Raw genomic sequence first — 25,675 nt, 5'->3', positions numbered from 1 at the left:
CTGGGGAAAGGAGGATAGGATTGGTCAAGAAAAAATATAGATTATTGTCGATACTGTTAACAGTAATATTTATTTGCGCCAACACAGTTTCCGCTTTTGCCATAGACCTGCAGGATTTGAAAAAACAACAGCAGGCAATCCAGTCTAAAATTACCAGTATAAGAAACAGACTCAAGGATGTAAATAACAAGAGACGGGATGTGGCTTCCGAACTGGCAGTTATAGAAAATGACCTTAAAAAAGCTCAGAATGAACTGGCTGCTACCGAAGCAAAGCTCAGAGACACCCAGCAGAAACTGGTCAACACTCAGCAAGAGCTGGAAGCAGCCCAGGCCCAGGTGGAAAATCAGCAGGAAACCCTTAATATCCGTATAAAAGCTATGTATATGACTGGGCCGGTGGATTACATAGAAGTGCTGCTGGCATCTTCCAGTTTTTCCGATTTCCTGACAAGGCTGGACATGGTCAAAAGGATAATCGACTCCGATAAAAATTTGCTGGCGGATTTCAGGGAGAAAAAGGAAATTGTAGAACAGAAGAAAGCAGAACTGGAGGAACAACACAGGCAGATAGCGGAACATAAGAAGAACATAAGCCGTCAGAAAGCCACCATAGCTTCCAGACAGGCCGACAGGAAGAAACTTTATGATGAACTGGAAGAGCAAAGAAAAGAGTATGAGCGCCAGGAGGACAAGCTCCAGGAAGACGCCGCGCGCCTGGCCAGGATGATTCAAGAACTTCAAGCCAAGAGCAAGAGAGCATACATGGGGACCGGAGTATTCCGCTGGCCGGTGCCTAGCTCTACCAATGTTACTTCCGATTACGGCTGGAGGGTTCACCCCATATTCAAGTCCAGGAGATTTCACGAGGGAATAGATATAGCTGCACCTACGGATTCTACCGTGGTGGCTGCTGATGACGGTGTAGTTATTTACACCGGATGGTACGGCGGATACGGCAATACCATCATTATTGACCATGGCGATAAGATTTCCTCGCGGTATTCCCACCTTTCGAAGATATTGGTAAATGATGGGGAAAAGGTCAAGAAAGGCGATAAGATAGGACTGGTAGGCAGCACGGGCTGGTCCACGGGACCGCATCTGGATTTTGGAGTAATTAAAGATGGTCAGCATGTCAACCCTTGGAATTGGTTAAAATAAGTGATATAATATACCTGTGTTACATATTATATAGATGATATTGTTTTGCAAGGTGGGAGACTAATGCTGACTGATAGATGGAAAAATGTTATAAAAGTGGCGGTAGTGTGTATAACAGTATCGCTGCTTTCATTTATTCTGGGGGCCAGGACAGCAAGCAGCCCCTTTTATGTTTTTAAAAAAAATCCAATGGAAACAACCCTTTCCGGGAATAAACAACCTGAGCCGACCGAAAAGATAGATGACCTGGAGAAGTTAAAACCCGTAGCTGATGTAATGAAAATAATCAAGGCCAAATATGTGAAAGATGTTAACGATTCTTCTCTGGTGGAAGGGGCCATAAGAGGAATGGTTCAGTCCTTGGAGGATCCCTACTCTATATATATGAATCCCGCCGAGTTTGAAGATTTTATGATATCAGTGAACGGGTCCTTTGAGGGTGTGGGGATTTCTCTAGGTTCCGATGAGAAAACGGGTGCGGTGATAGTGATATCCCCTATAGAAGGGACTCCGGCTCAAAAAGCGGGCATTCTTCCGCAGGACAGGATAATAAAAGTGGATGACGTTGACATAAGGGGCAGGAGTATAGACGATGTGGTGAGACTTCTCAGGGGACCAAAAGGCACAAAAGTAACCTTATACATAGAGCGGCCGGGAATAAAGAACCTGCTTAAATTTGAACTGGTGCGGGATAATATCAGGTTAAAAACCGTAGCATACGAAATGCTGGATAAAAATATCGGATATATAAAAATCACATCTTTTGATTCCTATACATCCGACGAATTTAACAATGCCATAACAGAACTGAAAAAGAAAGGCGTGAAGGGACTTATACTGGACCTTAGAAACAATCCCGGAGGTTCTTTGTATGAATCCGTAAAAGTGGCGGACCGAATACTGGGCAAAGGCCTGGTGGTATACACCGAGGACAGGAATAAAAATAAACTGGAAGAATATTATTCGGGTGAAAGCAAATTATCCATTCCTCTGGTGGTGCTGGTAAATGAAAATAGCGCCAGCGCATCGGAAATACTGGCGGGAGCCATTCAGGATTATAAGGCGGGAATACTGGTGGGGACAAAGACTTTTGGAAAAGGGTCGGTCCAGGAACTGGAGCCCTTTGAGAACGGAGCGGGTCTGAAGATAACCATTGCCAGGTATTTTATCCCCAGCGGAAGAAGCATAGATGGTGTAGGAATCCAGCCAAATGTAAAGGCGGAGTTGAATAAAGGATTGAATCCCTTTTTGGTTCCGAAAGAAAAGGATAACCAGCTGGCAAAAGCCCTGGAAATATTGAGGGCTTCCATTACTGCCGGCAGATAGAGGCGATATACATGTTTCCTTTTTTTAAAATCATTTACCTGATACTGCAGGGACTGCCCTGGGCCATACTCAGTCCTTTTTTCTGGATAGTGATCCTGCTGGTCTGGACTCAGTATAAGAGAACAGCCGAAATGGAAAAGAAAATGTTCGGTACCATAAAAATAAAACCCCAGGAAAAAGTGCTTTATGCCATTTTCTACGGGTGCCTCGGTGGCCTTGTAGGGAGTCTGGTGGTGATGCTACTGGGAGTTAGCATAACCGAAGCAGGCCTGGTGTATGTATGGCCCCTGGCACTGCTTTTGATGCTAATTCATCCCCATCTTATGTGCTTTTCCTATGCAGGGGGGCTAGTATCGCTTTTTTCACTTATATTCGGTTTTCCCAGGGTGGATGTGGCAGGCCTCATGGCCCTGGTGGCGGTACTCCATCTGGTGGAAAGCACGCTCATATTTTTTGCGGGATATATCAATACAGCACCGATTTTTATAAAAAGTGAAAAGTACGGTATCATAGGCGGTTTTTCGCTACAGGAATTCTGGCCCGTCCCCATAATGCTTTTAACTATCGTAACAGCGCAGATACCCCAGCAAACCCTGATACGGATGCCCGATTGGTGGCCTTTGATAAAACCCTTCCCGGATGTTCTTAAAAATCCCAATGCCATTTTCATGATGTTTCCTGTGGTAGCGGCCCTGGGATATGGTGACATTGCACTGACGATGACACCCAGAAACCGGTGTCGTTCTTCGGCTTTAAACCTTCTGGCCTTCAGCGGAATCCTGCTTTTTTTGTCTGTGCTGGCTTCGAGATATAGGATTTTTGCCTTCATAGCAGCAACCTTTGCACCTGTTGCTCATGAGCTTTTGATCATTTATGGTAAAATATCACAAAAGGGCGAAAAGCCTCTTTTTATTCATCCACCACAGGGCCAAATGGTTTTAGATGTGGTCAAAGGTTCGCCGGCGGAAAAAATGGGTCTCGGACCCGGGGACATCATTTTGTCCGTCAATGATAAACCTGTAAATACCCCCCAGGAATTGAAACAGGTGCTGGACGCTTTTCCCACATTTTTGTGGCTGGCAGTAAAAAAAAGCAATGGAGAAATAAAAAACCCCGAAATGAATGCATATCCCGACGGGATAAATTTCCTTGGTGCCATTTTAGTGCCAGATGATGAGAATGTAACATATGTGGTGATGGAAGAGGCCGGTATCTTCTCCCGGTTGATAAGGTGGCTGAAAAAGTGATTACCTAATCACTAAGAAGTTTTTCGAGCATTTCCTCGGCCGGGTCAATGATGGCGATACCGGCCTTTTTTTTGTAGGTTTTCTTTAAGGTAGGGAAGATGAGTGCAGCCCAGCACCAGACATTCGGCTTTGTCGGATGCCGCTACAATATGGTTTAAATTGAACCTGTCTATTATCTGAGCCGGCGGCTCCAGAGCCTCGATGGCTTTTATCACCGGGAGCATTGAAAAACCCATTATATCTATGAAAGGGTTTTTCTCATAAAATATTTTTTCTATTCCTTCCAAGCACTGACCGTTAGCAGCCCAAAGTATAATATTTTTGTATCGTGAAGCAAGATTTTCATATACGTCCAGTGGTGTCATTATACGGCTCTGGGGGAAAGATGTTTTTATTTTTTCAAGATTTATAGCCGATGAAAGGGAGTTGCAATATAACATGGTCCTGTAAATGCCCTTTTCCTGAAAGCCCTTTATTATATTCGACACTTTTTCGGTAAGTACATCAGGACTTAAAAACTGAAGAAGATTTTGTTCCTGGGGGCAGGATGCGGTAGGAACTCCTATGGCTTCATGGCCCTTTGCCAGGATAAAATCTACTCCCATTTGAGTATCTACCGGCGTGCCCGCAATTACTCCTATCTTTTGTTTTTCATTAATCAAATGAATCACCTTTATAATTTTATAAAGTAAGACAAGGGAAGAATTCCCCTGTCTTTTTCATTTAGACAGAGGAACCGTCCCCTTGTCTTTCTTGTCTTTTTTAGAATGCGGGAACTACGGCACCCTGATACTTATCCTCAATGAATTTTTTGACTTCGGGGGTATTCAATGCCTCGGCCAGTTTCTTAAGTTCCGGCCTGTTTTCATCACCTTTGCGCACAGCCAGGATATTCACATAGGGAGAGTCGGCGGATTCAATGGCCAGGGCATCTTTGGTGGGTACCAGTTTTGCCTCCAGAGCATAGTTGGTGTTTATGACAGCCGCATCCACATCCTGAAGCACTCTCGGCAGTGTGGCGGCTTCCAGTTCCTGAATCTTGAGTTTCTTGGGATTTTCAGCAATATCATTGACGGTGGCGTTGATGCCGACACCATCTTTTAATTTTAATACACCGGCTTTTTGCAGGAGCAGCAAAGCCCTGCCGCCATTGGTGGGATCATTGGGTATGGCCACGCTGGCGCCTTCTTTTAAGTCATTCAGGTTTTTAACCTTTTTCGAATAAACTCCCATGGGTTCTATGTGGACTTTTGCAATATAGGTCAGATCAAGGTTATGATCTTTTGAGAATTTTTCGAGATAGGGAATATGTTGGAAATAATTGGCATCAAGCTGTTTGTCAGCCAGCTGCAGGTTGGGTTGATTGTAGTCGGTGAATTCCACTATATCCAGTTTAATGCCTTCTTTTTCAAGAATGGGTTTTACCACATTCAGTATTTCCGCATGGGGGACTGGAGAAGCTCCCACTTTTATGGTTACAGGCTTTGCCTCTTGTGAGCTTTTATCCTGGGATTGCTCACCGGGGGTAGAAGCGGAATTTTGCTTTGCACCACATCCTGCGATGACTGCCAGAAAAAGGCCCAATACCAGAATCAGTACTAAAGTTTTCTTCATTCTAACATCTCCTTTACATTATTTTGATTGGAATCTCCTGAACGTTAATCAACGATTTCTGGAAATCTGCTTTACTGTAAAATCTCCCAGCATCTGGGTCAACTGCACCATGACCACCAGAATTATGACGGTATACAGCATGATATCCGGCATGAAACGCTGGTAACCGTATCTTACTGCCAGGTCTCCGAGACCACCTCCTCCTATGACGCCTGCCATGGCGGAATATCCTACCAGGTTTATCGTGGTGATGGTGATTCCTGAGACGATAGATGGCAACGCCTCGGGGACAAGCACCTTTGTAATTATTTGAAGCGGAGAAGCTCCCATAGCCTGGGCCGCTTCGATAATTCCCCGGCCAACTTCCCGGAGGGAGGTCTCCGTGAGCCGCCCCATGAAGGGAATAGCGGCTATGGAAAGGGGAACTATGGCGGCGGTAGTCCCGATGGAAGTCCCCACCAAAAACCTTGTAAAAGGTATAAGTACGATGAGAAGAATTATAAAGGGGACAGACCGAAATATGTTCACTATTGTCCCCAGCACCTTATTCAGGGGACCATTTTGAAGTATGTGGCCTTTATCGGTAATCAGCAGTAATATTCCGAGGGGTATACCGAAAACTGTGGCTATACACACCGATACCAGCACCATGTAAATGGTCTGCCAGGATGACACCAGGAGAAGGTTTATGGTTTCAGACATTTACTATCACCTCTACTTTAAGCCCCAGAGTTTTTAAATATTCAATAGCACTGTTTGCACCGCCATTTTTTCCCCGGAGCTCCACCACCAGCATGCCGTAAGGAGTATCCTGGATATGGTCAATGTTGCCGTATAGAATATTGGCATCCACATCGAACTTTTTGACAAGGGTGGATATGACGGGCTCGGCGGTGACTTTGCCGAAGAAGCCTATCTTTACAATCCTGCCTTCCAGGTGACCGTGGTCTAAATTGCGGATCCTCTCCTTTAGTTCCTCGGGCAGCTCCGACAGGGTGACCGATTTTAAAAAGTTTCTTGCGGTATCGGTCTTTGGATTTGCAAAGACCTCCAGCAGCGACCCCTGTTCCACCACTCTACTCTTTTCGATGACTGCCACACTGTTACAAATCTGCTTTATAACATTCATCTCGTGGGTGATAAGCACTATGGTAATTCCCAATTTCTTGTTGATATCCTTTAGGAGGTTTAAAATGGAAAGGGTTGTCTGGGGGTCCAGGGCTGAAGTGGCTTCATCGCACAGCAGTACCTTCGGGTCATTGGCCAATGCCCTTGCAATGCCCACCCTCTGCTTCTGACCTCCGGAAAGCTGTGAGGGGAAACTATCCGCCTTATCTGAGAGCCCCACCAGGTCCAGCAGTCTTTCCACCTTTTGATTAATAGTCTTTTTATCCACACCGGCTATCTCCAGAGGAAAGGCCACATTGCCCCTTACATTTCTGGAAGTAAGAAGGTTGAAATGCTGAAAGATCATGCCTATCTTTTTGCGCATTTCTTTTAATTCATTGGGGGAGAGGGAAGTCATTTCCACACCGTCTATTTCTACCGAACCGGAAGTAGGTTTTTCCAGCATGTTGATACACCTGAGCAGCGTGCTCTTGCCCGCACCGCTGAGACCTATTATACCGAAGATTTCTCCCTTTTTGATGTGAAGGTTGACCTCGTCCAGGGCTTTCACATCGCCTGAATCCGAATGATACACTTTAGTGAGGTTTTTTATATAGATCATATTAATCGTAAACCTCCGTTTAAAATGAAAATAAAAAACCCCTTCTGACGACAAGAAGAGGCATCGTAAACCCTCTCATCTGTCAGAACATATCGTTCTGCAGGAATTAGCACCGATGCAGTGAGAAACTTTTCGCTGCCGGTTGCCGGGCGTCATAGGGCCAGTCCCTCAGCCTGCTCTCGATAAGAGTTTTTTATATTCGTTTTTGTTGATTAACATGTTAGCATGGTTTAATAGATTTGTCAATAGCGTACAAAAAAATAATCCATTGATTAATGTCAAATAATATAGTAAAATGTAAAAAGCTGGATTAAATAAAATAGGAGGGCCTTAGATTGAGAATTGTGAGATTCAAGTATAATGATGAGGTAAAATACGGAGTTCTGGACATGGATTCTATTTCAGAAATAAAAGGAGATGTCTTCGGCAAATTAAAAACAGGCAAAAACCGTTACAATATTTCGGAAGTAACACTACTCGCCCCCGCAGCTCCTTCCAAAATAGTGTGCGTGGGGAAAAACTACAGAGAACACGCCCTGGAGATGGGGGAAGGAATTCCTGAAGAACCTACATTATTTTTAAAACCACCCACTGCCGTTATAAACCCCGGCGATGGAATCATATATCCTGACATGTCCCAAAGGGTGGATTATGAGGGTGAACTGGCTGTGGTTATAAAAGAAGCATGCAAAAATGTGCCGCCTGAGGATATTCCCCGGTATATCCTGGGATATACCTGCGGCAATGATGTTACGGCCCGGGACCTGCAGAAAAAGGATATACAGTGGACCAGGGGCAAATCCTTCGACACTTTCTGTCCACTGGGACCATGGATCGAAACAGAGCTAAATCCTGACAACCTTAAAATACAGACATATCTAAACGGTGAACTGAAACAGAGTTCTTCAACTGCGATGATGATAACTCCTGTTTATGAACTCATAAGCTTCATGTCCCGGGTGATGACCCTTATGCCCGGCGATGTGGTGATGACCGGCACCCCCGCAGGTATCGGCCCCATGCAAAAGGGGGATACCGTGGAGGTTGTCATAGAAGGTATAGGTAAGTTGAAAAATTATGTTTTATGAGCCCGAAAATTTCGGGTTTTTTTGTATAAAAAACAGGAATCTGGAGAAAATAACATTTAGATGAAATACATCGATAAATAAAGAAAAATAGAGATTAAAAGATAATTTTTCGAAAATTATACGATTTTTTTAACTTTATATACTTGAACGGAAGTTTACAGTATGCTATAATGTTTGTGAAAGAACTAACAGTCTTTATAATTATTGTACTAATTTTCCTATACTCATATATAAAAAATACGCAGAAAAAGGAGGGAAATCGATGACAAGAAACGAGTACTTAGACCGCGAAAGAGATATGCTGCTGAAAGCCTATACCACTGCAACTGGAGATGAAAAGCGGGAGATCATGCTGAAAATAATGAGCATAGATACTCAATCCGGCGACAAGGATACTTATGGCAGGAAATCCAGTGGTTTTTTCACCCGCCGCAGGAACAAGATCATTTACATGAACTAAAAACCGGGATGACCCCGGTTTTTACATTTTGCCACAAAAATATCAGGACTGTCTTTCAGCCTATTATAAGCATGAATAAAGTTTTCCCTCCCTTTAACATAAGAGGCTGCCGAAGGCAGCCGAAAACAACCGAAAGGTTTATATATATAAACTCCACTTTTTAGGAAGCACCGGGACGGTTCCCTTGCTTCCTTTTTAATTAAGCTTTTAAGCTTTGGTTCTGCACCGAACATATTTTCGTGTTTTCTCTTTTCATGGAAATTATTATATGATATAATAATCTAACGATATGGTTTAGTGATAGAATATAGCGCCGAAGAATATTAAAAATGATGATACTGAAACGAAAAGAAGGTGTTTTTATGGGGAACTTTCAGGTAATTTCCGAATATGTTCCGCGGGGCGACCAGCCCAGAGCCATAAAAGAGCTGGCCGAAGGAGTCAGAAAGGGATATAAGTTCCAGACCCTTTTAGGGGCTACCGGCACCGGCAAGACTTTTACCATAGCCCACCTCATACAGGAGGTCCAGAAACCCACTCTTGTGATAGCCCACAACAAGACCCTGGCGGGACAGCTCTGCAGCGAACTCAAAGAGTTCCTGCCCAACAATGCGGTAGAGTACTTTGTGAGCTATTATGACTACTATCAACCCGAGGCATATATACCCCAGACAGACACCTATATCGAAAAAGACTCTTCCATAAACGACGAGATTGATAAATTAAGACACTCGGCCACTGCTGCCCTTTTCGAACGCAGGGATGTGATTATAGTTGCCAGCGTTTCATGCATATACAGTTTGGGTTCTCCCGAAGATTACGAAAATCAGGTTATTTCTCTCAGGCCGGGTATGGAGAGAGAGAGGGACGAAGTAGTCCGCAAACTGATAGATATCCAGTACAGCCGCAACGAATACGATTTCCAGCGTGGGACCTTCCGGATGCGCGGTGATGTGCTGGAAATATACCCGGCATCCTTTACGGAAAGGGCCATCCGGGTGGAATTTTTCGGGGATACCATCGATAGGATCACAGAAGTGGATACCTTAACCGGTGAAATAATAGGGCAGAGAAACCATGTCTCCATTTTCCCCGCATCCCATTATGCGACACCTAAAGACAAGATTGAGTCTGCCATAAAGTCCATCCAGGAAGAATTGAAACAGAGGCTGGCAGAGCTCAGGGAAAAGGGTAAAGTACTGGAGGCAGCCCGCCTGGAACAGAGGACTAATTATGACATAGAAATGCTCCGGGAGATGGGTTACTGCAAGGGCATAGAAAACTACTCCAGGCATCTTACCGGAAGGAAGCCGGGAGAAGCGCCCTTCACCCTTCTGGATTATTTTCCAAAGGATTATCTCATAATAATTGATGAATCCCACGTTACCCTGCCGCAGCTTCACGCCATGTGGGCTGGGGATAGGTCCCGGAAGGAAGCCCTGGTGGAGCACGGATTCAGGCTGCCTTCGGCCTTTGATAACAGGCCCCTCATCTTTGAGGAATTCGAACAGCGCATAAATCAGGTAGTCTTCCTCTCGGCCACTCCGGGTCCTTATGAGCTGGAAAAGAGTTCCAGGGTGGTGGAGCAGATCATCAGGCCTACGGGGCTGGTGGACCCCGAAGTGGAGATAAGACCGGTAAAGGGTCAGATCGATGACCTCATTGCCGAGATAAAGAAAAGGGCTCAAAAAGACCAGAGGGTGCTGGTGACCACCCTCACAAAGAAGATGGCCGAAGATCTCACCGATTACCTCAAAGAGTCCGGCATCAGGGTGAGATACCTTCACTCGGAAATCCATACTCTGGAACGGCTGCAGATACTCAGGGACCTGAGATTGGGAAAGTTTGACTGTCTGGTGGGCATAAACCTTTTGAGAGAAGGCCTTGACCTGCCGGAGGTGTCCCTGGTAGCCATACTGGATGCGGATAAGGAAGGTTTTCTCAGGTCAGAGACTTCCCTTATACAGACCATAGGCCGGGCTGCCCGCAATGTGGAGGGAAAGGTCATCATGTACGCCGATACCGTCACCGAATCCATGGCCAGGGCTATAAATGAGACCAACCGGCGCCGCAAAATTCAGATGGATTACAACAAGAAGCATGGTATAGTCCCCCAGACCGTCAAGAAAGCGGTGAGGGATGTCATCGAGGCAACAAAAGTGGCGGAGGACGGTGCCGAATACCTGCCGGATAAAGATGTAACCAGGATGAGCAAAAAGGAACTGAAGAATTTTATTGAAAAACTTGAAAAGGATATGAAGGAAGCCGCAAAAAATCTGGAGTTCGAAAAGGCCGCAAGGCTAAGGGACCTTATTTTTGAGCTGCAGGCAGAAGCCTTCAGCGTAGTGCGGAAAGCGGAAGTCGGACTAAAAGCGGAGGTCTGAGGCCAGAGGTCGGATTAAGCTGGATTTGCCGAAAAGGCAAATCCTTCGATTACAATAAGGTACACGTAGAAAAGAAGAAAACTGTTTTTGGAGTGATGATTAGTGCCTACAGATAAAATCATTGTAAAGGGTGCCCGGGAGCACAATTTGAAGAATATCGATGTGGAGATTCCCAGGGATAAGCTGGTGGTTATTACAGGCCTATCAGGTTCCGGAAAATCCACGCTGGCCTTTGATACCATATACGCCGAAGGCCAGAGGCGGTATGTGGAATCTCTTTCGGCCTATGCCCGACAGTTTCTGGGTCAGGTGGACAAACCCGATGTAGATTATATCGAGGGTCTTTCTCCCGCCATTTCCATAGACCAGAAGACCACCAGCAAGAATCCCAGGTCCACTGTTGGGACGGTGACGGAGATTTATGATTACCTCAGGCTGCTCTTTGCCAGGATTGGAAAACCCCACTGCCCTAGATGCGGTAGGGAAATTACCCAGCAGACCATAGACCAGATGGTGGATGCTGTCATGGAATTGCCCGAGGGTACCAGGATTCAGGTGATGGCCCCGGTGGTGCGGGGAAGAAAGGGAGAATACCAGAAACTTTTTGACCAGATAAAAAAGAGCGGTTTTGTAAGGGTACGGGTTGATGGCGAGATAAAGGATGTCGGCGAGGAAATCAAACTCGATAAATATAAGAAGCACAATATAGAAATCATAGTGGACCGGATTGTATTAAAACCGGGAATAGAATCAAGGCTGGCGGATTCCATAGAGACTGCCCTATCCCAGGCAGAAGGCCTGGTGATAATAGATGTCATCGATGGTCAGGAGATGCTGTTTTCTCAGAATTTTGCCTGTGCTGACTGCGGTGTAAGCCTCGAAGAACTCACCCCCCGCATGTTTTCTTTTAATAGCCCCTATGGCGCATGCCCGGTATGCAGCGGCCTGGGTATCAATATGGAGATAGACCCCGATCTGGTCATCCCTGACCGTTCAAAATCCATTTCAGAGGGCGCCGTTGAACCGTGGAACAGTTCGCCCGATGGATATTATTATCAGATGCTGAAGGCTGTATTGAATCATTACGGGTACGATGTGGATACTCCCATAAAAGATATGCCTCCGGAAGTGGTGGATGTAATTCTTTACGGTTCCAGGGAACCCATAGAGTTTTATTATGAAAGCCGCTTTGGAGACAACACCAGGCATTTCAGGGGATATTTTGAAGGTGTTGTGAATAATCTGAAGAGGCGCTATCAAGAAACCGGTTCGGAATGGTCTCGGGAGGAGATCGAGGACTACATGAGCACAAAGCCCTGCCCCGCCTGCAAGGGTACAAGGCTAAAGCCCGAGAGTCTGGCGGTGACGGTAGGCGGAAAGTCCATAGCAGAGGTTACGGCCTTTTCCATTCGGGAAGCCATGAATTTTTTTGAAAACCTTCCCCTCACCCGGAGGGAAGAAATGATTGCCCATCAGGTCTTAAAGGAGATTAAAAACCGCCTTCAATTTCTGGTGGATGTAGGTCTTGATTATCTGACCCTCGATCGAGCTTCTGGGACCCTTTCCGGTGGCGAATCCCAGAGGATAAGGCTGGCAACCCAGATCGGTTCCCGGCTGGTGGGGGTGCTATACATCCTTGACGAGCCAAGCATAGGGCTTCACCAGCGGGACAACGAAAGGCTGCTAAAGACCCTTAAGGAACTCAGGGACCTTGGAAATACGGTGCTGGTGGTGGAACATGATGAAGATACCATGAGGGCAGCGGATTACATCATAGATATTGGCCCCGGGGCAGGAGAACACGGCGGCCAGGTGGTGGCGGCGGGACCCGTAGAAGACATAGAAAAGTGTGACGGTTCCATAACCGGACAGTACCTCAGCGGCAAAAGAAGTATTCCGGTGCCCGCCATCAGGAGAAAGCCCGGTGAAAAATGGTTGGAACTAAAGGGCTGCCGGGAGCATAATCTTAAGAATATCGATGTAAGATTTCCGCTGGGGCTTTTCGTGTGCGTCACCGGTGTATCAGGCTCGGGGAAAAGCACATTAATCAACGAAATACTGTACAAAGTCCTCAAACAAAAGCTTTATAACTCCCGGGCAAATGCCGGCGACTTTGATAAAATTCTGGGCGTGGAACATATAGAAAAGGTGATAGATATAGACCAGTCTCCCATAGGAAGGACTCCGAGGTCCAATCCGGCCACTTATACCAATGTGTTTAATGACATCCGAGAAGTATTCGCCATGACCCCGGAGGCCCGCATGAGGGGGTACAAGCCCGGGCGATTCAGCTTCAATGTAAAGGGCGGCAGGTGTGAGGCCTGCAAAGGAGACGGCATCATCAAAATTGAGATGCATTTCCTGGCGGATATATATGTACCCTGCGAGGTGTGCAAGGGAAAGCGTTACAACAGAGAAACTCTGGAGGTCAAATACAAGGGTAAAAATATCTCTGAAGTGCTTGACATGACCGTGGAGGAAGCTCTGGATTTTTTCCAGAACATCCCTAAAATCAAGCGCAAGCTGGAGACCTTGAAGGATGTAGGGTTGGGCTACATCAAGCTGGGGCAATCCTCTACCACATTATCAGGAGGGGAAGCCCAGAGGGTGAAGCTGGCCACCGAACTTTCCAGGAAAAGCAATGGAGGCACCGTATACATTCTTGATGAACCCACCACCGGCTTGCATCCTGCGGATATACAGAACCTCCTGGATGTGCTGCACCGGCTGGTGGAGGGCGGCAGCACCGTGATAGTCATAGAACACAACCTGGACGTCATAAAGACAGCCGACTACATCATAGATTTAGGTCCCGAGGGAGGGGACAGAGGCGGAGAGGTGGTAGCCACCGGTACCCCGGAGGAGGTGGCGGAAAACCATGATTCTTACACGGGGCAGTTTCTAAAAAAAGTACTGGAGGTAAAGACTAAAGGATCAAAAACTAAAGAATGCAAAACCGGAGAATCCAAAGCTATAAAGACTCCAAAAACCTCAAAAACCTCCCGGAAAAAGAAACAGATAGCGGCGGAATAAAAAATAAATCGTTTTCCCGATAAAGGGGGAAGGACTATGGACTACAAATTTCTTTTTGAATCCATGCTTACCCACTTAAAACAGGGCATTCTAGTCGTAGATACAAATGCAAATGTAATATTTTATAATGAACCTGTGACACATATGGCGGGGATAGATGCCGAAGGTGCCGTGGGGAAAAATATTTTGGATATTTTTCCGGGTTTAACGCCGGATACAAGTACATTTTATTATGTATTAAGGACTGGAAAGCCGCTGATTGATTATGTTCAGACATATTTCAATTTTCGTGGAGAGCAGGTTACGACGCTGACGTCTACCATGCCATTGATAAAGAACGGAAAAATTATTGGAGCTTTTGAATTGTACAGGGATTTTTCCACAGTCGGCGAACTGTCCGAAAAGATTGTTTCGTTACAAAAAGAATTATATAAGAAAGCTTCAAGTCAAAAGGTTTACATCGAAAATCGGGCACAGTATACTTTTGAAGATATTATCGGTAAAAGTGCCGTCATAAAAGAGCTCAAAGATAAAGCAAAAAAGATAGCGGAAAGCAGTTCTCCTGTTCTGGTTTACGGAGAAACCGGAACCGGGAAAGAACTACTGGTTCAGGCCATTCATAACGCAAGTTTTACAAGGAAGAATAAACCATTTATAGCCCAAAACTGTGCGGCCTTACCTAAAACCCTTCTGGAAGGAATACTCTTTGGAACTACAGCAGGTAGCTTCACTGGTGCAAAAGACCGACCTGGTCTTTTTGAGTTAGCAGATGGGGGAACATTATTTTTAGACGAAATAAATTCAATGGACATCGAGCTTCAGGCAAAATTGTTGAGGGTTCTTCAAGATAAGGTAATAAGGCGACTGGGAGGGGCAAAAACTATTGTTGTTGATGTGAGAGTAATTGCTTCGACTAATGAACACCCTTTAAAAGCGGTTGAAAAAAAACTTCTGAGAGAAGATTTATACTACAGATTAAATGTAATATCTTTGGAAATTCCTCCGCTGAGGGAGAGAAAAGAAGATATACCTGTACTGACGGAGCATTTCATAAAACTTTATAACAGGCAATTATGTAAAAATGTAAGAGGCATTTCTCAGGAAGTAATGGATATGTTTATGAACTATTCCTGGCCTGGAAATGTGAGGGAATTAAAGTCCACGATTGAAAGCATTATAAATTTTATGGATGGGGATATGATTACGGTAAAAGAGGTTACCATGAAAAATTGTTTTGTAACTTCTGAAGGAATAGAATTTCAACATCCAGATAAAAACTCATATGTACCCCCACTGGAAGAAGCCATATGTAATTTTGAAAAGAACCTGATTCAAAAGGCTATAAGCAAAGCTAATGGGAATTATGCCGAGGCAGCGAGACTTCTTAAAATTCCAAGACAGACCCTTCATAATAAAATAAAAAAATATGGTATTACAAAAAAATTTATAACAGAGTAGATGTATTAAATTTAAGAGAATGTCTCAAAAATAAGCTCATGGTGTCTGTAAAATGGGACACCTTTTTTATTTCCATTTTAACTAAGGGTGAGATTTTCAAATTTTACGGTACTTTAAATATCTTGGCACAATATTTGCGATAGTTTTATACGTCATGTGTTTTAGACTAAATATGAAAGTGGGAGGTGTTTGTCTTTTGCTAAGTTTAAATTAATAAAAAATGAGGGGTGATAAGTTAATTAATTTTCTATTGTTTTATAAGAAAGGAGATAAAAGATGAACGAAGAGAGGGAACAATGGGGAAGTCGTCTAGGATTTATATTGGCATCATTAGGTATGGCTGTAGGAACGGGGAATATATGGAGATTCCCCAGAATGGCAGGACTTCATGACGGAGGTTCGTTTTTGATCGCTTATCTTGTGGCAAATCTCATGTGGGCTTTACCGCTCATGATGACCGAAATTGCCATCGGCAAAAGGATGAGGATGGGAACGGTTGGTTCCTTTAGAGATTTCGTTGGTAAAAAATTTGCATGGTTTGGCGCATGGGCTGCCTTTGTATGCGCTGCCATTACCTTTTATTATGCAGTAGTATTTTCCTGGGCTTTAAAATATTTCTTTATGGCCGTCATTGGTACTTTTAAACCTGGATTAGACAGTCAAGCCCTGTGGGACAGTACCATAAATAATCCGGTCCAGGGAATTTTATGGGACTTCATTGCCGTTGTAATAGCCGGAATAATCATCTATAAAGGTGTTCAAGGTGGATTGGAGAAAACCAATAAAATCATGATACCCACCCTTTTCATATCACTGATTATAACGGGTATATGGGCCCTTTCAAAACCCGGGGCTGTTTTGGGGCTAAAATATTTATTTGTGCCCAAATGGGCTTCCCTGGCAACACCGGCCTTATGGCTTAATGCTTTTGCACAAGCATCATGGTCGACAGGAGCCGGCTGGGGTGAAATGCTGACATACGCTGTCTATACAAAAGAAAATGAAGACGTAGCTGCAAATTCACATATGGTTATATTCGGAGATATGCTCGGAGCGATGACTGGAGCGCTTGCAGTTTTGCCTTTGGTGTTTGCTTTTTCTCCCAGTGAAGCCGCGGCAGTAGAAACACTAAAATCGGGTAATTATGGGCTAACTTTTATATATCTGACCAAATTCTTTTCAAATACCACTGGAGGCGCACTGATTGCCTCATTGTTCTTCCTGGCGCTCTCATTTGCGGCTCTATCATCGCTATTGCCCCAAACTGAGGTTATAGTTCGCAACTATATTGACGCTGGTTACGATCGCAAAAAAGCAACTATCCTCGTTTCCATTGCAGTATTTATATTCGGCGTACCGTCGGCGGTCAGCATAAAATTCTTAAACAACCAGGATTGGGTATGGGGCGTAGCGCTTCTTGTAAGTGGCGTCATGTTCGCCTTCGCAGTTTACAAATTTGGAGTTGATAGAGTGAGAACAGAATTGATTAATCCTGACAGCGATATTGTTGTGGGAAAGTCTTATAATATTCGCATCACACTGTTCCCGGTGCTATTTGCAGTGCTTTTCGGCTGGTGGATCTGGCAGTCAATAACATGGCATCCGAGTGATTGGTGGAATCCCTTCCTTGAAGATAGCGTTGGAACAATAGTGGTTCAGTTTGCTATCGCTGGGCTTGCGTTTTATCTTATGAATGATAAATTGGCTAAGTGGATAAAATTGAAATCATATAATGGTGAAATGAAATAATTGGGAGGTAAATAAATGGTTGAGACAGTCATTTGGATGGTTATTATGATTTCCATTTTTCTGGGTGGCTTCATATATTACGCAAGCATAGCCGCAAGGGGCGAACAAAAAAAGAGATAATATTACTATATATAATTTGATTTCTTTAAACTTTATGCGGCAGATAACTCCGTAAAAGGAATTAAGTTTTCTGTCGCAGTTGTTTTATAAAAATAGAATGTTAATATATAGGCAAAAATATGATATAATTATAAAATGAGAAAATAAATACTTTTATAATAATTATATCAGGGAGGCGGAAACCATGAGTGATTCTTTAGGGTGTGTGGCCGTTGAAAAAGAAATGCAAAAGAAAAGGGCTGCCGTCAGACCGATGAATGAAAGGATTGCAAAACTCAGAGAGGAAAGTGTCCGGGCTGAAGTCAGAATATCCGACGAAAGAGCTAGAATAATTACCGAATTTTACAGAAGCGGAATTGCCGCGGGCAAATCATTTCCTGTTCAGCGCGCGATGGCTTTCAAGTACTTAATGGAACACGTAAGTCTGCCGGTTGAAGACGGTCAGCTGATTGTGGGGTTGAGAGGGACCGGCCCGCAGGAAGTTCCCACGTATCCGGAAATGTGTACTCACAGCATGAAGGACCTGGAAATATTGAATTCCAGGGAGAACATGCCTTACAGGGTGGACGATAAAACTCGGGAATTATACGAGAAGGAAGTGATTCCGGCATGGAAAGGAAATACATTGAGAGACATTATTTTTGATAACCTTTCCACCGAATGGCTGGAGGCTTATAAGGCGGGGATATGGACGGAATTTATGGAGCAAAGGGCTCCCGGCCATACTGCCGGCGGCGAAAGAATATTCAAAAATGGGCTTTTAGACATAAAAGAAGAAATTAAAAAGAAAATGCAGGAACTAAAACCCAGTGACCCAGAATACTACGATAAAATGGAAGAACTCAAAGCCATGGATATTGCGGCAGATGCTATGCTGATTTACGCCGAACGCTATGCGGAAAAACTCGAGAAAATGGCTGAGGAAGAAGAAGACTTCGAGAGAAGAAAAGAATTAAATGAAATGGCAAAAATATGCCGCCGGGTTCCTGCACACGCTCCGAAGACATTCTGGGAAGCGCTTCAGCACTACTGGTTTGTCCACGTGGGTGTGGTCTATGAAACGAATCCGTGGGACTCTTACAACCCGGGCCGCCTGGACCAGCATCTGTATCCGTTTTACGAAAAAGATGTGGCTGAGGGGAAACTCACTAGAGAAAAGGCCAAAGAGCTCCTGGAGGCCTTCTGGATCAAGATTAACAACCAGCCGGCAGTGCCGAAAGTCGGGGTGACGGCAGAAGAGAGTTTCACATATAACGACTTTACAAAAATCAACATTGGTGGATTAAAAGAAGACGGTTCGGACGGTGTCAATGAAGTTTCCTATTTACTTCTGGAAGTCCTGGATGAAATAAGGACATTGCAGCCCAATACCGCTGTGCTGGTGAGCGATAAAAATCCGGAACGCTTTCTTGTAAAGGCATTAAAAGTAGTGGGGCCTGGATTTGGAGAGCCGCCGTTCTTCAATTTTGATGGAGCCATTGTCAAAATGCTGAGGCAGGGCAAAAAGCTGGAAGATGCCCGCACTGCAGGGGTCAGCGGCTGTGTGGAAACCGGTGCCTTTGGAAAAGAAGCCTATATTCTTACGGGATATTTCAACCTTCCCAAAATCCTCGAAATTACCTTAAACAACGGCATTGACCCGCAAAGCGGGAAAAAGCTTGGCATAGAGACGGGAGATCCCAAGGGCTTTAAGACCTTCGACGAACTGTGGGATGCTTTTATAAAGCAGGTTAAACATTTTCTGGATATAAAAATGAAAGGCAACGACATAATAGAAGCGCTTTTTGCAAAATACATGCCGGTACCTTTCCTTTCGCTGTGGACAGATGATTGCGTTGAAAAAGCCAAAGATTATAACGCCGGAGGGACAAGATATAACACTCAGTATATTCAAATGGTAGGGTTAGGCACTGTTACGTACAGTTTAACTACAATCAAGTGCCATGTGTTTGATAAAAAGACTGTATCGATGGACGAACTTCTTGAGGCTCTCAAGCAAAACTTTGAAGAAAAATACGAGATGATGAGGCAAATCATTTTAAACAAAACGCCTAGATATGGAGAAGATGATGATTACACCGATGAGATTGCAAAGAAGATAGTTGATAAGTTGGTCGAGATAATTGAAAAATATCCGCCGTCCCCTGTCAGAAAAGCCTCAAAAAGGGTTTACTTCCTGCCTACTACAGCCCATGTCTATTTCGGCAAAGTTACTGGAGCGACCCCTGATGGAAGAAAAGCCGGTTTTCCGGTCTCTGAAGGTGTTTCACCGGTTCAGGGCAGCGACAAAAAAGGAATAGCAGCGGTTTTCAGGTCCGTTTCAAAGTGTGACTGGGACAAAACCGGCGGAGCGCTCCTCAACCAGAAACTAACCCCGGATCTGCTCGAAGGCGAGGAAAACCTGAGGAAGCTTGCCCGGCTCATAAAAACCTTCTTCAATATGGGAGGGCACCATGTCCAGTTCAATGTGGTAAGCGTGGAGCTGCTCCGGGAGGCGCAAAAGCGCCCGAAAGACTTCCAGGACCTGATGGTCAGAGTTGCCGGGTACAGCGACTACTTTGTGAATTTACCAAAAGGTTTGCAGGACGAAATAATTGCAAGGACCGAGCATAAAGAAGTTTGATTAAAATATAACCTGACCCTGCCGGAGATGCCTGGCCGTCTCCGGCAGTAATGTAAGTTTCATGGACTATATAAAAGCATGAAACGGCTGAATAGGATGGGGGCAACTAAATGGTCAATAATGGATTTATTTTCGACATAAAAAGATATGCTGTCCACGATGGTCCCGGAATCAGGACAACGATATTTCTTAAAGGGTGTCCACTGAGATGCTGGTGGTGTCACAATCCTGAGGGCATTTCTCAAGCGAAAGCGCTTATGTTTTTTGAATATAAATGCATGCAGTGTAAAACCTGTGCTCATGTTTGCCCAATTGGTGCAATTTCATTTGAAAATAACGTTCACCATATCGACCGCCTGAGATGTAATAATTGCGGTATCTGTTCCGACGCCTGCCCTACTGAAGCTTTAAGACATGCCGGTGCAATAATTACGATTGAAGAACTAATGAAGGAAATTGAAAAAGATGTTTTGCTATACGATAATTCAGGGGGAGGCGTGACCTTTTCCGGAGGAGAGCCGCTATTTCAGCATAAATTCTTAAGGGAAGCGTTGAGAGAATGTAAGAAGAGAGATATTCATACCGTGCTGGATACATCGGGCTATGCTTCCCCTGACGTATTTTCCACGGTCCTGGATTATGTCGACGTGTTCCTCTTTGACTTGAAGCTGGCTGATGATGAAGAACACAGGAAATACACCGGAGTTTCAAACAGCCTGATTAAAGATAATTTGCGGATGCTGGTGGACACAGGCAGAGGTCATGATGTCATTTTGCGCTTTCCTGTAATTCCCGGGATAACCGATACGGAAAAAAATGTTGACGGTCTTGTGAAGTTTGTTTCCTCATTGAAAGGCATAAACGAAATCGACTTACTTCCTTTCCATGATATAAGCGAAAAATACAACAGGCTCGGCATAGAATATAAAATGCCTGTCCACCAGGCTCCATCGCAGGAAAAATTAAAGTATATTAAAGAAAGATTTGAGGAAATTGGACTATATGTGAAGATTTGATAAAAAACTTAAACGGATACTCTTGAATTATTTTTAATGATATGTTAATATATATAATGCATTGAGCAAAGTGCCGAAGTGGTGGAATTGGCAGACGCGCTAGATTCAGGGTCTAGTGGGCTACGGCCTGTAGGGGTTCGAATCCCCTCTTCGGCACCATTTTTATTGAAAGCCTTGTATATCAAGGATTTAAATCTAAGATAGTGCAAAATGTAGTTTTTTGATATATTTTATCTAGAACTAGAACTGCTTTTTAGCGGTTCTTTTTCTTTTTGGGTAGAAATATGGTCCAATTATCAGTATAATAAAAAAGACAGCGTATCTAACTTTACAAAAACAGGAAGGATGGTTTTTGTGAAATACGAAGCGGTGCTCTTTGACCTGGATGGAACTTTGCTCGATACTCTGCAGGACCTTGCCGATTCCATGAACAGCGTACTTCTGAGCATGGGTTTTACCATCCATGACATGGAAAAATACAGGTATTTTGTGGGCGACGGCATGTATAACCTGGTATTAAGGACTCTTCCTCCCGATAAAAGGGAAGAAACCATAATAAATCAGTGCCTGAAAAAGTTAAATGAAGAGTACGGCAGAAGATGGGCTGATACCACCAGGCCTTATGAAGGTATTCCCGAACTGTTAGACAGGCTCAGCGAGATGGGACTAAAAAAGGCTGTCCTTTCTAATAAGCCCCACGATTTTACCAGATTGATAATCGATAAACTGCTCCCCAGCTGGAGTTTTGATGTGGTACTGGGTCAGCGGGAAGGCGTTCCAAAAAAACCCGACCCTACAGCAGCTCTGGAAATAGTAAATAAATTAAATGTACCTCCGGAGAGGTTCCTGTATCTTGGAGATACAAATACGGATATGAAGACAGCCAATGCTGCAGGCATGTATTCAGTGGGTGTTTTATGGGGATTCCGGGAAGCGGATGAACTTATTGAAAGTGGAGCGAAAGTGCTTATAAAACACCCAAATGAATTGTTAAATATTCTGTCAGGACAGGAATGATTTAAAGTCCTAATTAAAGTATCGAACAGAGGTAGTAATGACAGCCGCGATAAGCGGCGTTTTTTATTCAAATAATATGATACCCAATGCCCTGTAAGTTTTTTCATCCACGTTGCCCGAGGGTTCCAGACCATTATCCTTTTGGAAGGCTCTCACAGCTTCCCGTACATCCCAGCTATAAATTCCGTCTATTTTTCCGTTATAATATCCATAACCAATAAGCCGCTTTTGAACTTCCATAACATCCGAACCCCTTGAACCCTCGGTTAGAGGCTTTAAGCCAAAGGTAAAAGGCCCATCCACTCCGCCGATAATGTATACTTTTGTACCTATATTAACCCACTCATAGACCTGTTCCACATGCGGGTTTAGCATCCTGATGCAGCCGTGGGATTCAAATCCACCGATGGACCATGGTTTATTGGTACCGTGTATGCCGTACACCCCCCAGGGTACGTTCAGCCTCATCCACCTCGAACCGAATCCTTCTCCCCAGCTGTCCTTCTGGGTTATGGTAAAAAGGCCTATGGGAGTGGGTGTATCAAAGGTGCCCACTGCCACGGGAAAGGATTTGAATGGCTTGCCTTCTGACATGACCACCAGTTTCCTATCCAGTGTATAAATAACAATGGATACTTCTCCTGGAGGTTTTTCTGAAGGCACTTTGGCAGCAGGTTTTTCGTAAATTTTGGCCATTTTCAGGAGAGTTTTTATACCAAAGATACCATCGGGCCTCAAACCTTCCATTTTTTGAAAATCTCTGACGGCCTCGGAAGTTTTTTTATCATAAATGCCGTTAACGGTACCTTTGTAGAACCCCAGTTTTTTTAACTGGTACTGAATTTCCCTGACATCCTGGCCTGTCATAAGAGGAGTCTGCAATTTCAGGATTCTATCTTCACCGCAGGAACAGCGGGGTGTCGCATACACATACCCTGAATAAAAAAGCATGAAAATTATCATTATAAAAGCGAAAGCCCACAAGATTTTTGACATGGTATCACCCTTTGCTCGATAATACAATTATATTTTTTGTAGTTTTGAATTTTTAATTCCGAAGAGAGGAGATATTCCATGATGGTAAGCGTGGTAATTCCGGCTTATAATGAAGAAAAAAGAATACAGGCCACCTTAAAAAGTGTTTTTCTGGTTGACTGTGTAGGTGAGGTCATAGTAGTAGATGACGGTTCGTCAGATAATACCGCAGATCTTGCAGAAAAGGCCGGTGCCGTTGTCCTGAAAAATAAAAGAAACATGGGTAAGGGTCAGGCGCTCAGGTTGGGTTTATCTATGGCGAAAGGAGATATTATCGTTTTTCTTGATGCGGATGTGGGCCAGAAAGCGGCGGAAATAAAGAAGCTTATCCGGCCGGTCATGACAGGCGAAGCTGACATGACCATTGCAAGATTTCCCCCGGCAAGAAAAAAGGGTGGATTTGGGTTTGCCAAAGCCCTTGCAAGGTGGGGGGTTTATATTTATACGGGCAAAAACATAAACTGTTCTCTTTCGGGACAGAGGGCATTCAGACGGGAAGTAATGGAGTGCATCGGGAATATATCACCGGGCTTCGGCGTGGAAGTAGGCCTAACCATAGACGCCCTTAAAAAGGGATTTTCGGTGATGGAAGTAGATGTTGATATGACCCATCGGGAAACCGGCCGGGACATGGGTGGATTTGCTCACAGGATCAGACAATTTTTTAATATACTCCAGGTATTGATTCAAAGAGCAGTCGGATAAAATGGCTTTAATCCCTACTAACCAGTAGGGATTTTTTTTACAAAAGAAGGTTTTAAAAAAATTTTGTAGAATTTATTACATATATATCAGATTTTCGACAGTACTTTTGAATCCGGAGGGAATCAAGTTGAAGGCCGAATATCTTTTAAATATCAGAGTCAGGGATGCATTGGCAAAAGAGGTCTTCATGGTGCCGGACGACACCAATGTGGAAAAGTTGAATGAAATGATGCTGTTGAAGCAGCAGGAGGAAGTGCTGGTCACCGGCCCCAATCAAAAGATTGTAGGAATTATCACAACAAACGATCTGGCCAAAAGTCTTGCAAGGGGCATTGACCGTAAAACCCCGGTCAAATTCATCATGACTCCGGATGTGGTCTTTATGCCGCCTGATAAGCTTCTGCTGGAGGCCAAAAGCGAGATGAGGAAACTGGGCATCAGCCGGGCTCCGGTCCTTGATAAAGATGGTAATTTGCTCGGGCTGCTGACGGCAAAAAGCATTTGTGATGCTTTTTCAAACCGGCTGGAAAAGGCGGTGGAATTCCATGAACTTATACTGGATAATGTCAAGACAGCCATATGCATACTGGATGACCGGTGTGAAATACTGTCATACAATAAAGCTTTTGAAGAGTTGTTCAGACCATCCAGGATAATTAAGATGACCCCATCAAATTTTTTACCGGCACCGCTGGTGGAAAGGATAAAAAAGGGGGAACATCCCCTGGAAGACATATATTTTGAAAGCAAGGATAACCGTAAATTTACATTAAAAACATGCAGGTTTAATATTGCAGGGCAGTTAAGTGGCGTAATTCTGAACATTGAAGAAATATCAAATGTTATAAGCCTGATAGCCGAACTGGATAAGGTAAGCTATAAGCTATCCTTTATGGAAAAGCAGATGAGCAGCCTCAAAGACAGGGAATGCTGTTTCGGAGAGCTTGTTAGCAAGAATCCGAAAATGATGAAGGCCATCGAAATGGCAAGAAAAATTGCGCCTTCCCAGGCTCCGCTTCTGATAAAGGGTGAAAGCGGTACCGGCAAGGAAATGCTGGCAAATGCCGTCCATGAAAACAGTACCCGCAAAAGCTTTCCCCTGATTAAGGTAAATTGTGCCGCTATACCGTCCAATTTATTTGAAAATGAACTTTTTGGCTGTGAAGAAGGGGATTTTTCCGGTTCGGGGAAATATGGCAAGACCGGCCTGCTGGAACTGGCAGACAAAGGTACTATTTTTCTTGACGAGATCGATGAACTCCCGGCAGAAATACAGGTTAAATTGTTGCATTTCCTGCAGGACCAGACCTTTTTCAAGGCAGGGGGCAGCAGACCTATTCGTGTAAATGTGAGGGTGATTACAGCCACCAATAAAGACCTGGAATCTCTGGTCAGGGAAGGCAGTTTCAATGAGGAGCTTTACCGCCGTATCAATGTAATCACCATAGAAATACCGCCCCTTAGAGAACGGTGTGAAGATATTGTGGAGCTTGTCAACAACTTTGTTCACGAATACGGTAATTTTTACAATAAAAAAATCCAACACATTGCTCCGGGAGTGTTAAAAACATTCATGGATTATGACTGGCCGGGAAACGTGCGGGAACTTAAAAATGTCATAGAACGGATGGTTATACTTTCCAATAATGGCGAGATTACCGAGGATATTTTACCCAGATACTTACGGCAGGATTATCTTACGACAGACACCACCATTGAAATCAATGATCTGAACAAGGCTGCCGATATTGCCGAAAAGCGGGTTATCCTGGATACTCTGAAAAAATATGCCTATAACAAGACAAAAGCGGCCAGAGCATTGAAAATATCCCGCAGCACCCTTTATAACAAGATGAAGGAATATAATCTTGAAAAATAAAAAACATAAAAGGAAAAGTGGTGGGCTTG

General features: G+C 44.2%; 19 protein-coding genes, 1 tRNA gene and 1 riboswitch. Of the genes, 15 read left to right on the top strand and 5 right to left on the bottom strand.

The window, feature by feature from the left end; all coding sequences use genetic code 11:
- Positions 1 to 20 precede the first annotated feature (20 nt).
- The 3 genes from D2962_RS11710 to D2962_RS11700 all read left to right on the top strand — a co-directional run bounded on the left by D2962_RS11710 (position 21) and on the right by D2962_RS11700 (position 3,736).
- A complete protein-coding gene (locus D2962_RS11710; protein ID WP_122015066.1) occupies positions 21 to 1,163 on the top strand; it encodes a murein hydrolase activator EnvC family protein in 1,143 nt (380 codons plus the stop codon).
- A gap of 63 nt (positions 1,164 to 1,226) precedes the next feature.
- Positions 1,227 to 2,489, top strand: coding sequence for a S41 family peptidase (locus D2962_RS11705; RefSeq protein ID WP_122015065.1), 1,263 nt, complete (start codon positions 1,227 to 1,229; stop codon positions 2,487 to 2,489).
- Positions 2,490 to 2,500: 11 nt separating this feature from the next.
- Positions 2,501 to 3,736 (top strand): PDZ domain-containing protein, encoded by a 1,236-nt coding sequence (locus D2962_RS11700; protein ID WP_122015064.1) that lies wholly within the window; start codon positions 2,501 to 2,503, stop codon positions 3,734 to 3,736.
- A 44-nt stretch (positions 3,737 to 3,780) separates the two neighbouring features.
- Here D2962_RS11700 and D2962_RS11695 read toward each other — a convergent pair whose 3' ends face one another.
- The 4 genes from D2962_RS11695 to D2962_RS11680 all read right to left on the bottom strand — a co-directional run bounded on the left by D2962_RS11695 (position 3,781) and on the right by D2962_RS11680 (position 7,079).
- Positions 3,781 to 4,398: an Asp/Glu racemase gene (locus D2962_RS11695; RefSeq protein ID WP_245984655.1), complete on the bottom strand. Its 618-nt coding sequence runs from the start codon at positions 4,396 to 4,398 to the stop codon at positions 3,781 to 3,783.
- A gap of 100 nt (positions 4,399 to 4,498) precedes the next feature.
- Complete coding sequence (locus D2962_RS11690; protein WP_120765760.1) at positions 4,499 to 5,350, bottom strand: MetQ/NlpA family ABC transporter substrate-binding protein; 852 nt, start codon at positions 5,348 to 5,350, stop codon at positions 4,499 to 4,501.
- Positions 5,351 to 5,398: 48 nt separating this feature from the next.
- Complete coding sequence (locus tag D2962_RS11685) at positions 5,399 to 6,052, bottom strand: methionine ABC transporter permease (protein ID WP_122015063.1); 654 nt, start codon at positions 6,050 to 6,052, stop codon at positions 5,399 to 5,401.
- On the bottom strand, positions 6,045 to 7,079 hold the full coding sequence (locus D2962_RS11680) for a methionine ABC transporter ATP-binding protein (protein WP_120765762.1): 1,035 nt from the start codon (positions 7,077 to 7,079) through the stop codon (positions 6,045 to 6,047). The genes D2962_RS11685 and D2962_RS11680 overlap by 8 nt, the downstream gene beginning before the upstream one ends.
- A gap of 72 nt (positions 7,080 to 7,151) precedes the next feature.
- A riboswitch (SAM riboswitch) is annotated at positions 7,152 to 7,268 on the bottom strand.
- A gap of 146 nt (positions 7,269 to 7,414) precedes the next feature.
- Here D2962_RS11680 and D2962_RS11675 point away from each other — a divergent pair.
- From D2962_RS11675 to D2962_RS11625, 10 genes are all read left to right on the top strand, one after another.
- On the top strand, positions 7,415 to 8,167 hold the full coding sequence (locus D2962_RS11675; protein ID WP_120765763.1) for a fumarylacetoacetate hydrolase family protein: 753 nt from the start codon (positions 7,415 to 7,417) through the stop codon (positions 8,165 to 8,167).
- A 262-nt stretch (positions 8,168 to 8,429) separates the two neighbouring features.
- Positions 8,430 to 8,627, top strand: coding sequence for a hypothetical protein (locus D2962_RS11670; RefSeq protein ID WP_120765764.1), 198 nt, complete (start codon positions 8,430 to 8,432; stop codon positions 8,625 to 8,627).
- A gap of 362 nt (positions 8,628 to 8,989) precedes the next feature.
- Positions 8,990 to 11,011 (top strand): excinuclease ABC subunit UvrB, encoded by a 2,022-nt coding sequence (gene uvrB / locus D2962_RS11660; RefSeq protein ID WP_122015062.1) that lies wholly within the window; start codon positions 8,990 to 8,992, stop codon positions 11,009 to 11,011.
- A 102-nt stretch (positions 11,012 to 11,113) separates the two neighbouring features.
- A complete protein-coding gene (gene uvrA, locus D2962_RS11655; protein ID WP_122015061.1) occupies positions 11,114 to 14,044 on the top strand; it encodes an excinuclease ABC subunit UvrA in 2,931 nt (976 codons plus the stop codon).
- 36 nt (positions 14,045 to 14,080) lie between these two features.
- Positions 14,081 to 15,502 (top strand): sigma-54 interaction domain-containing protein, encoded by a 1,422-nt coding sequence (locus D2962_RS11650; RefSeq protein WP_122015060.1) that lies wholly within the window; start codon positions 14,081 to 14,083, stop codon positions 15,500 to 15,502.
- Positions 15,503 to 15,778: 276 nt separating this feature from the next.
- On the top strand, positions 15,779 to 17,251 hold the full coding sequence (locus D2962_RS11645; RefSeq protein ID WP_122015059.1) for a sodium-dependent transporter: 1,473 nt from the start codon (positions 15,779 to 15,781) through the stop codon (positions 17,249 to 17,251).
- Positions 17,252 to 17,555: 304 nt separating this feature from the next.
- Entirely contained in the window at positions 17,556 to 19,994 is a 2,439-nt protein-coding gene (gene hypD / locus D2962_RS11640; protein ID WP_122015058.1) for a trans-4-hydroxy-L-proline dehydratase, read from the top strand.
- Positions 19,995 to 20,104: 110 nt separating this feature from the next.
- Positions 20,105 to 21,010: a glycyl-radical enzyme activating protein gene (locus D2962_RS11635; protein ID WP_122015057.1), complete on the top strand. Its 906-nt coding sequence runs from the start codon at positions 20,105 to 20,107 to the stop codon at positions 21,008 to 21,010.
- 72 nt (positions 21,011 to 21,082) lie between these two features.
- Positions 21,083 to 21,169 (top strand) — tRNA-Leu (locus tag D2962_RS11630).
- Positions 21,170 to 21,364: 195 nt separating this feature from the next.
- Positions 21,365 to 22,027 (top strand): HAD family hydrolase, encoded by a 663-nt coding sequence (locus D2962_RS11625; RefSeq protein ID WP_120768546.1) that lies wholly within the window; start codon positions 21,365 to 21,367, stop codon positions 22,025 to 22,027.
- 63 nt (positions 22,028 to 22,090) lie between these two features.
- On the opposite strand, the gene D2962_RS11620 is transcribed toward D2962_RS11625, so the two are convergent.
- Positions 22,091 to 23,023 (bottom strand): L,D-transpeptidase family protein, encoded by a 933-nt coding sequence (locus tag D2962_RS11620; protein ID WP_120768548.1) that lies wholly within the window; start codon positions 23,021 to 23,023, stop codon positions 22,091 to 22,093.
- A 78-nt stretch (positions 23,024 to 23,101) separates the two neighbouring features.
- Between D2962_RS11620 and D2962_RS11615 the strand changes: the two genes are divergently transcribed.
- Together D2962_RS11615 and D2962_RS11610 are read left to right on the top strand one after the other, a co-directional pair.
- Positions 23,102 to 23,767, top strand: a complete 666-nt coding sequence (locus D2962_RS11615) for a glycosyltransferase family 2 protein (RefSeq protein WP_122015056.1) — start codon at positions 23,102 to 23,104, stop codon at positions 23,765 to 23,767.
- Between the two features lie 127 nt (positions 23,768 to 23,894).
- Positions 23,895 to 25,646: a sigma-54-dependent Fis family transcriptional regulator gene (locus D2962_RS11610; RefSeq protein ID WP_120768552.1), complete on the top strand. Its 1,752-nt coding sequence runs from the start codon at positions 23,895 to 23,897 to the stop codon at positions 25,644 to 25,646.
- Positions 25,647 to 25,675 lie beyond the last annotated feature (29 nt).

The organism is Biomaibacter acetigenes (genome assembly GCF_003691585.1).
GTDB lineage: Bacteria > Bacillota > Thermosediminibacteria > Thermosediminibacterales > Tepidanaerobacteraceae > Biomaibacter > Biomaibacter acetigenes.
This window is presented reverse-complemented; position numbering and strand designations above follow the sequence as displayed.